The 8,632-nt window shown below is 62.1% G+C and carries 9 protein-coding genes; all 9 read left to right on the top strand.

The window, feature by feature from the left end:
- The coding region (locus tag B4F27_RS11445) for a cell division protein FtsX (RefSeq protein ID WP_414717698.1) at positions 1-762 on the top strand (762 nt) is incomplete at its 5' end.
- Positions 763-944: 182 nt separating this feature from the next.
- On the top strand, positions 945-1,616 hold the full coding sequence (locus tag B4F27_RS11440; RefSeq protein WP_286759708.1) for a YdcF family protein: 672 nt from the start codon (positions 945-947) through the stop codon (positions 1,614-1,616).
- An 87-nt stretch (positions 1,617-1,703) separates the two neighbouring features.
- Positions 1,704-2,546, top strand: coding sequence for a lysophospholipid acyltransferase family protein (locus tag B4F27_RS11435; RefSeq protein WP_286759707.1), 843 nt, complete (start codon positions 1,704-1,706; stop codon positions 2,544-2,546).
- A 245-nt stretch (positions 2,547-2,791) separates the two neighbouring features.
- Positions 2,792-3,994 (top strand): tyrosine-type recombinase/integrase, encoded by a 1,203-nt coding sequence (locus B4F27_RS11430; protein ID WP_008643195.1) that lies wholly within the window; start codon positions 2,792-2,794, stop codon positions 3,992-3,994.
- Between the two features lie 17 nt (positions 3,995-4,011).
- Positions 4,012-4,215, top strand: coding sequence for a DUF1016 N-terminal domain-containing protein (locus tag B4F27_RS11425; protein ID WP_021204060.1), 204 nt, complete (start codon positions 4,012-4,014; stop codon positions 4,213-4,215).
- Positions 4,216-4,336: 121 nt separating this feature from the next.
- The gene (gene istA / locus B4F27_RS11420) at positions 4,337-5,881 is read left to right on the top strand and encodes an IS21 family transposase (RefSeq protein WP_024099860.1); all 1,545 of its coding nucleotides are present in this window, start codon (positions 4,337-4,339) and stop codon (positions 5,879-5,881) included.
- A 36-nt stretch (positions 5,882-5,917) separates the two neighbouring features.
- Entirely contained in the window at positions 5,918-6,655 is a 738-nt protein-coding gene (istB, locus tag B4F27_RS11415) for an IS21-like element helper ATPase IstB (RefSeq protein WP_011805003.1), read from the top strand.
- A 119-nt stretch (positions 6,656-6,774) separates the two neighbouring features.
- Positions 6,775-7,716, top strand: a complete 942-nt coding sequence (locus B4F27_RS11410) for a PDDEXK nuclease domain-containing protein (RefSeq protein WP_021204058.1) — start codon at positions 6,775-6,777, stop codon at positions 7,714-7,716.
- A 340-nt stretch (positions 7,717-8,056) separates the two neighbouring features.
- Positions 8,057-8,566 (top strand): RadC family protein, encoded by a 510-nt coding sequence (gene radC / locus B4F27_RS11405; RefSeq protein WP_023112231.1) that lies wholly within the window; start codon positions 8,057-8,059, stop codon positions 8,564-8,566.
- Positions 8,567-8,632 lie beyond the last annotated feature (66 nt).

Raw genomic sequence — 8,632 nt, 5'->3', positions numbered from 1 at the left:
CAATGGTCCGGCCAGATCGAAGGCAGCCTGTCGATCCAGGTCCCCCCGACCGAACTTGCCAACCGATCCCCCGCCGAACGTGAAGCCGCCCTGCAAGGCACGGTCGATAGCATCATCGAACAGGTGTCCACCCTGCCCGGCATCGCCCGGATCGAGGAACTCAGCCCCGATACCATGGCGGCCCTTCTCGAACCCTGGCTGGGCCCGGACGAAGTCATCAGCGAACTGCCAATTCCGCGCATTATCGAAGTCACGCCTGAAACCGGGTTTAACTTTGATGCGCTCGAAAGCCGCCTTGGCGTCATCGCGCCCGAGGCCGTACTTGATGATCATCGCATCTGGATCGAACGCATTGCCGATGTCGCCTTTTCAGTTGAACTGGCGTTGGCCCTTTTAATTGTTGTGCTGTTTGGCGCGACCATGCTCTCGGTGGTGTTTGCCACCAGATCCGGCCTTTCGATCCATCATCGCATCATTGAATTGCTGCATCTGATCGGCGCACAGGATGGCTATATCGCCAGTCAGTTCGGCCGCCATAATCGACGCCTTGCCTTCTTTGGCGCACTGATCGGCCTTTTGATTGCGCTGCCGGTTTCCGCCCTGATCGGCTGGCTTGGATTGCGCGCTGGCTGGCCGGTACCGTCACTGGTTCTCAGCCCGACCTTTATTGGCCTGATCGTCGCCATTCCGTTTATTGTCGCATTGGTGGCGGGCATCACCGCCAACCGAACTGTGCTTCGTGTCCTACACCGGATGTTGTAACCCGCTCACGGTCTTCGTATAGTCGGTTGTTACCACTTCCCTTTTGGGATCATGGCCTTGGCCCTCTTTGTCCCCTTGAGGAGATCCGAATTCATGCCAGACCGCCGCTATTCAGGCACGCCTTCATGAACAAGCCCCCGCTGAGTGTGCAACATCGCCGCCGGTTCCGGCGGTTTCGTTTTTTGCTTTCCACACTGATTTTCTGCGCGCTGGTCTGGGCGGCGGGCTTCATCTGGTATGTCGATTACATCCCCAAAACGGTTGAAAACACGACCCAACGCACCGACGCCATTGTCGTTCTGACCGGCGGCAGCGAACGCCTGGCCGAAGGCCGCCGTCTTCTGGTGCGCGGCCTTGCCGACAAACTGTTCATATCGGGTGTCTATCGCGGGGTCGAAGTCGACGAACTTCTATCCGTCGGCAAATCCGATCCGCGCCTGATCGCCTGCTGCGTCGTTCTGGGCCATGTTGCTGAAAACACGCGCGGCAATGCGATTGAAACCGCCGTCTGGATGTATGAGGAAGGTTTCAAAAGCCTGCGCATCGTGACAGCGAACTACCATATGCCTCGATCCCTTCTGGAATTCAAAAGCCTGATGCCCGATGTTGAAATCGTCGCCCATCCGGTCTTTCCCGATAACGTCAAGGTCGACAATTGGTGGCGCTTCCCCGGCAGCAGCGCCCTGATCGCCAGTGAATACAACAAATACGTCTTTGCCAGCCTGCGCAACACGCTGCTCAACTGGTTGCCAAACGGTGACCGCGCCGCACTGCGCAGCCCCGGTGGTCCTGTGAAAGATGCACCGGACCTTGATGACTATTCCGCCTCAAACGCGGCGCGCAAGGATGGCTGAACAATCGGCATTTTCTGATCGTCATATTGCTGTTACAAAACAGTGAATATTTAGGGTCAGGACCATGGCTGTAAGGAATTTGTCTGAATGATTACCCTGCGCGCGTTGCTGTTTAACGTGTTGTTTTTCGGCGGAACGGCGCTTTTGTGCATTGTTCTGTTGCCGCTGATGCTGTTTGGGCGCAAGGCCAACCAGTTCGTCGGCCATGCCTGGTGTCGCCTCATTCAGTTCATGCTGCGCTACTCGGTGGGCATGCGCAAACGCTTCACCGGTCTGGAAAATCTGCCAGACGGTCCCTGCATCATTGTCGCCAAACACCAATCTGCTTGGGAAACCCTGACCTTCCATACGGTGGTTCCTGATCCGGCCTATATCCTGAAAAAGGAACTCACGCGCATTCCGCTCGTCGGGCAGTTCCTGATCCTTTCGGGCCAGATTGCCGTTGATCGGTCGGCGGGCAGTCAGGCCCTCAAAGACATGATCAAGGGTGCGTCCAAGGCGCTTGAGGAAAACCGCCAGGTCATCATTTTCCCCGAAGGCACGCGTACCCCGCCGGGCTCAAACCGCCCGTATCACCCGGGAATTTTTGCGCTGTATAAGGCCTTCCCCGACACCAAGGTTATTCCGGTCGCGCTTAATTCCGGCATGTTCTGGGGCCGCGACAGCTTTATGAAATATGGCGGTCGCGTCACCATGGAATTCCTGCCCGCCATGGAACCGGGCCTTGATCGCAAGACCTTCATGAAGGAAATCAAGCACCGCATCGATACACGCACGCGCGAGCTTGAGGCCGAGGCACAAACAGAATTCCACCTGCCGATGCTGACCTCTGATGACATTGACGCGAAACAGGAAAAAGAGGACGCGCAACTAAGCGCGACAGCCAACAAGGACCCTGTCAAAGAAACGGCGCAAAACAAGGTCTCCTGAACCACCTGCGTGTAACGTCACAACACATAAAAAGGCCCGCAACACCATCTGGTGTGCGGGCCTTTTTTATTTCAGGATGACTCCAGTACCGCACTTTGCTGGACTACGCCACAGCCATATACAGCAAGTTTATCAATGACTTAGGCGAGTTCAACATATGCCGGTGCTTTCTGAAACTTGACCCGGCTTCCCTTCTACTGGCTCCTACGAGGCTCCTGGGAATCGGGTCTTTCCGAGGAGTCATCATGGCTAAGATCAAGCTCACCAAGTCCGCAGTAGATGCGGCACAACCCCAAGCGCAAGCCATCGAGCTGCGCGATACCCTTGTTCCCGGCTTCCTGTGCAAGATTACGCCGGCCGGTCGCAAGGTGTTCATGCTCCAGTACCGAACCAACGCCGGCGAGCGACGCAAGCCGGCCCTGGGCCTGTTCGGCGAGCTGACCGTTGAACAGGCCCGCTCGCTGGCGCAGGAATGGCTGGCCCAGGTGCGCCGGGGCGGCGATCCGGCAGCGGACAAGGCCGAGGCACGCCAGGCACCCACCGTTGAGGAATTGTGCAAGAAGTTCATGGAGGACTACTCCAAGAAGCGCAACAAGCCCAGCACCCGAGTCGGCTATCAAGGCGTCATCGACCGCTGCATCATCCCGCTGCTGGGCCGCAAGAAGGTTCACGACGTGAAGCGGCCGGACGTTGCCGGGCTGATGGAGAAACTTTCATACAAGCAGACCGAGGCGAACAAGGCGTTCAGCATCCTGCGCAAGATGTTCAACATGGCGGAGGTGTGGGGCTATCGGCCAGACGGCACCAATCCTTGCCGCCATGTCCCGATGTTCCCTGCCGGCAAGTCCACCCATCTCATCAGCGACGACGACATGGGCAAGCTGTTCCGGCAGCTCGACAAGATCGAGGTCGAAGGGCTTGAGAACTACGTCATCCCTCTGGCGATTCGCCTGCAATTCGAGTTCGCCGCCCGCCGCTCCGAAATCGTCACGCTCGAATGGGAATGGGTCGATCTGGAGAATCGGCGCGTCGTCTGGCCCGACAGCAAGACCGGCGGCATGTCCAAGCCCATGAGCGAGGAAGCCTACCGGCTGCTTTCGACGGCACCGAGACAGGAAGGCAATCCCTATGTGCTGCCGTCGCCACGCCATCCGGCGCAGCACCTGACCACAGGCGAATATTACGGCGGCTGGTGCCGCGTGCTCAAGGCGGCGGGTGCGACGCACGTGGGGACGCATGGCATCCGCCATCGCTCTGCGACCGACATTGCCAATTCAGGTATCCCGGTCAAGGTCGGCATGGCGCTGACGGCGCACAAGACCGTCGTGATGTTCATGCGCTATGTCCACACCGAGGACGATCCAGTGCGCGAGGCGGCCGAACTGGTGGCGAACCGGCGCAAGGCGATTACCGGCGCCAAGCAGCCTCCTGCGGAGGCGACAGCATGACCAGGCGCCGGTCATCCGTGGCATCGCCCGCAGCGCCGTCGGCGCTGCTGGGCGACATTCGGGTACTGATTGAGGCGGCGCGGCAACGCGCCGCCTCGACGGTGAATAGCGAGCTGACGATGCTCTACTGGCGCATCGGCCAGCGCATCCACACGCAGGTGCGTATTCCACGCGATGGCGGACACGATTCCATGCTGATGGCGGACAGTGTTCCAGCGTGATGGCGGACAGTGTTCCACGCTGAAGGCGGACAGCATTCCAAACTGATGGCGGACACCTGCGGGGTGTTCTGAGTGACCCGAACGCGGCATACGCTGCCCGGTTTTTTGACCGGAACCAGCGATGCCCACACCCAGGGTCACCATGAGCAAACTACGACACACACTGCAACTGCTGCACCGCGGGGCCTTGAGCACCCGTCAAATCGGTGCCGCCCTCGGCATCTCCAAATCCACTGTCAGCGAGATAGCCAGCTACGCGCGCGTGGCCGGCGTGGACTGGGCACTGGCCCAGAGCCTGAACGACGACGAACTCCAGGCCCGGCTCTACAAGCCACCCGTGGCGCGCGAGTCCCGGCACCTTGAACCCGACCACGCCCACATCCACCGCGAACTGCGCCGACCTGGCGTGACGCTGCAGTTGCTTTGGGAGGAATACCAGCAACAGCACAGCGGGCAGGCGTACAAGTACAGCGCCTTCTGCGAGAAGTACAAGGCCTGGGCCCGGCGCCTGCAGCGCTCCATGCGCCAGACCCACACGGGCGGTGACAAGCTCTTTGTGGACTACGCCGGCCAGACCGTTCCCGTGGTGGATGCCGACACTGGCGAGATACGCCAGGCCCAGGTCTTCGTGGCCGTGCTGGGCGCATCGAACTACACCTACGCCTGCGCCACCGCCAGCCAGAAGGCCACCGACTGGGTGGCCAGCATCATTAGCGCGCTGGAGTTCATCGGCGGCGTGCCCCGCCTGCTGGTGCCTGACCAGCCGCGCGCCCTCATGGCCCGACCCGACCGTTACGAGCCCACCGCGCACCGCCTGCTCGAAGAGCTCTGTGCGCACTACAGCCTGGCCGTGATGCCCGCGCGCCCGGCCAAGCCACGCGACAAACCCAAGGTGGAGGTCGCTGTGCAGGTGGTCGAGCGCTGGATTCTGGCCAGGCTGCGCCACCAGACCTTCTTCAGCCTGGCCGAGCTCAACCGGGCGATTGCCGCCTTGCTGGTGGACTTGAACCAGCGCGCGTTCAAGAAGCTGCCGGGCAACCGCACTAGCGCCTTCGCCGAACTCGACCGGCCAGCCCTGCGCCCCCTGCCGCCGGTGCGCATGCCCATCGCGCGCTTCAAACCCGCCCGCGTCAACATCGATTACCACGTTGAGCTCGATGGCCACTACTACTCGGTGCCCCACGCCCTGGTGGGTGAGCCGGTGGAGTTGCGCATCACGGCCGGCACGCTCGAAGTCCTGCACGGCAGCAAACGCGTGGCCGCCCACGCCCTCAATCCCCGACGGGGTGCACACACCACCACGCCCGAGCACATGCCGGCCTCGCACCGGGCGCACCTGCAGTGGACGCCGGCCAAGCTCATCGCCTGGGGTGAGCGCGTGGGCGCGGCCACCGCCGCCGTGGTGCGCTGGCAGATGGAGCACCGCCAGCATCCCGAGCAGGGTTACCGCTCCTGTCTGGGCCTCATGCGCCTGGGCCGTGAGTACGGGGCTGACCGGCTGGAGGCCGCCTGTGCGCGGGCGCAGTCGATTCGCTCACCGTCCTACAAGAGCATCGCCTCCATCCTGGGCTGCGGCCTGGACCAGCGGCCGCTGGATGCGCCGATGGCCGCACAGGCGAACCTGCCGCTGCACGAGAACGTGCGCGGGCCGGGCTACTACCACTGAACTCCAACGTGCAAGCAAACCTAACAAGGAAGAACCATGCTCAACGAACAGACCTTGAACCAACTGCGCGCCCTGCGCCTGGACGGCATGGTGGCCGCCCTCAGCGACGCGGCCACCCACATCACGGCCAGCGAGCTGCCCTTTGAACAACGCCTGGCGCTGCTGGTGCAGCGCGAGGTGGACTGGCGTGACAGCAAGCGCCTGGAGCGCCTGTTGAAGGCGGCCCGCCTGAAGGTCTCCAGTGCCTGCCTGGAGGACATCGACTGGCGCGCCAGCCGGGGCCTGAGCCGAGAGGTCATCACCAGCCTGGCCGGCGGGGACTGGCTGCGCCATGGCCACAACGTGCTGCTCACCGGCGCCACCGGGTGCGGCAAGACGTGGCTCGCCTGCGCACTGGGGCAGCAGGCCGCGCGCCTGGGCTTCTCGGTGCTCTACACCCGCGCGCCACGGCTGCTGCAGGAGCTGCACGTGGCCCACGGCGATGGCAGCCTGGGCAAACGGCTGGCGCAACTGGCGCGGCTGGACCTGCTCATCCTGGACGACTTCGGCATCGCGCCGATTGCCGCGCACGAGCGAAACGACCTGCTGGAATTGCTGGACGACCGGGTGGGCACGCGCTCGACGCTCATCACCAGCCAGTTGCCGGTGACGGCCTGGCACGCCTGGCTGGACGAGCCCACGCTGGCCGACGCCATCCTGGACCGCATCGTGCACGGCTCGCACAAGATAGCCCTCAAGGGCGAGTCGATGCGCAAGCTCACCAAGGCCGTCTGAGCCGGCCGCGCCGACCGCCATTCCACGCTGATGGCGGACACTTCGGCTACGATTTGAGCGTCACTCAGGACACCCGCGCAACGTGTCCGCCATCGCCTGGAACGCTGTCCGCGATGGGAATGGAATCACTGTCCGCCATCAGTGGAATGCGCACGCAGGTCTTGGACGGGCGCCGGGGCGCTTATGGCAAGGAAGTCTTGCCTACCCTGGCGGCGCAGTTGGTGAAGGAGTACGGCAGCAGCTTTGCGGAGCAAAACCTGCGCCGCATGGTGCAGTTCGCCACCACCTTCCCCGACGAGCAGATTCTCGTATCACTGATACGAGAATTGAGCTGGACGCACTTCATTGCCCTGATCCCGCTGAAAGACCCGCTCCAGCGGGACTACTACGCGCAGATGGCGAGCGCCGAGCGCTGGAGCGTGCGCACGCTGCGCGAGCGCATCGACTCGATGCTGTACGAGCGCACGGTACTGTCCCAAAAGCCGGGCGAGACGATCGCGCAGGAGCTGGCGACGATGCGCGATGCGCAGCGCATGTCGCCCGCCCTGGTCATGCGTGACCCGTACATCCTCGACTTCCTGGGACTGCGGGACACATGGCAGGAAGGCGACTTGGAGGCGGCGATCATCCGCGAAATGGAATCCTTCCTGTTGGAGCTGGGCGCAGGTTTCAGCTTCGTGGCTCGGCAGAAGCGCATCCAAATTGACGGCGAAGATTTCCACCTTGACTTGCTGTTCTACAACCGCAAACTGCGGCGGCTGGTGGCAGTGGAGTTGAAGGTCGGCGAGTTCAAGGCGGCTTTCAAGGGACAGATGGAGCTTTACCTTCGCTGGCTGGACAAGCACGAACGGGAGCCGGAGGAAGCCTCGCCGCTGGGAATCATCCTTTGCACCGGCAAAAAGCGCGAGCAGATCGAATTGCTGGAGCTGGACAAGTCGGGCATCCACGTCGCCGAGTACCTGACCGCCTTGCCGCCGAGGGGCGTGCTGGTGGAGCGGCTACAACAGGCAACGCAGCGGGCGCAGTTGCAGATCGAGCAGCGCAAGACCGACAACGAGTAGCCCTGCCCCAAGCAGTCGGGCGTCCCGGCGTGCCGCCGTCGGGTTCGCGGGCTGCGCCCCGCGCTTCGTGCCGAATCGCGGCCATCCGGCTTTGACCCCTGACGCCTCCGGCCCTCTCGGGCCTGCGTGCTTCGCTTGCCCAAAAGACGACAGTGTGCAGTGGGCGGGGTGTGGGCGGTCTTGCTGTTCCCTTCACCGTATCACGGCGTTCTCGCCGTCAAGGGCGGCGCGTGCCATGCACGCTTGCGTCCTGGCGGCCGTCTGCGACCCCTGACTGCTTGCGCTGCGCCGTGCTGGCCACGGTTCCGGGCAATTCCGCCCGAGCAACCGGAGCATGAACATGTCGCAAGTGTCTTTTTCCTCGATCGACTCCTCTCTGCTGGTGCGTGACGCACAGGGACGTTACCTGCCGGCCTCTGTTGACCAGATCCTTGATGCAGCGCGTCAGGCTATTGACCAAAAAATGCAGCGAGGCATGTCTTTTACTAATCCGGCAGCAGTCAAAGAGTACCTGTGCACCAAGCTGGCAGGCTTTGAGCACGAAGTATTCGCAGTGTTGTTTCTCGATACACAGCATCGCCTGATTGAATACATCGAGATGTTCCGCGGCACGATCGATAGTGCATCGGTATATCCACGTGAAGTGGTCAAGGAGGCATTGCGGCTCAATGCGGCGGCAGTGGTTTTCTCGCATAACCACCCCAGCGGGCACCCAGAGCCAAGCAGAGCTGATGAAACTCTAACCAAACGGCTCAAGGATGCGCTGGCTCTGGTGGATGTTCGCACGCTGGATCACATCATCGTGGCAGGTCAAAGAACCACATCGTTTGCCGAGCAGGGCTTGCTGTAGGCCTTGGGGGCTTCGGCCCCCTTTTTTTGCTTTGCCTGACAATGCGGCTCCAGCTCACGACTCTCC

The sequence above is a fragment of the Sulfitobacter sp. UBA1132 genome, from assembly GCF_002311545.1.
GTDB classification, from domain to species: domain Bacteria; phylum Pseudomonadota; class Alphaproteobacteria; order Rhodobacterales; family Rhodobacteraceae; genus Sulfitobacter; species Sulfitobacter pontiacus.
The sequence above is the reverse complement of the archived record's forward strand: the minus strand, read 5'-3'. Positions and strand labels throughout refer to the sequence as shown.

Excerpts from the sequence above, each read along its gene's own strand:
- istA (WP_024099860.1), top strand. The coding sequence starts at position 4,337 with ATGCCCACACCCAGGGTCACCATGAGCAAACTACGACACACACTGCAA.
- B4F27_RS11410 (WP_021204058.1), top strand. The coding sequence starts at position 6,775 with ATGGAATCACTGTCCGCCATCAGTGGAATGCGCACGCAGGTCTTGGAC.
- B4F27_RS11430 (WP_008643195.1), top strand. The coding sequence starts at position 2,792 with ATGGCTAAGATCAAGCTCACCAAGTCCGCAGTAGATGCGGCACAACCC.
- radC (WP_023112231.1), top strand. The coding sequence starts at position 8,057 with ATGTCGCAAGTGTCTTTTTCCTCGATCGACTCCTCTCTGCTGGTGCGT.
- istB (WP_011805003.1), top strand. The coding sequence starts at position 5,918 with ATGCTCAACGAACAGACCTTGAACCAACTGCGCGCCCTGCGCCTGGAC.
- B4F27_RS11435 (WP_286759707.1), top strand. The coding sequence starts at position 1,704 with ATGATTACCCTGCGCGCGTTGCTGTTTAACGTGTTGTTTTTCGGCGGA.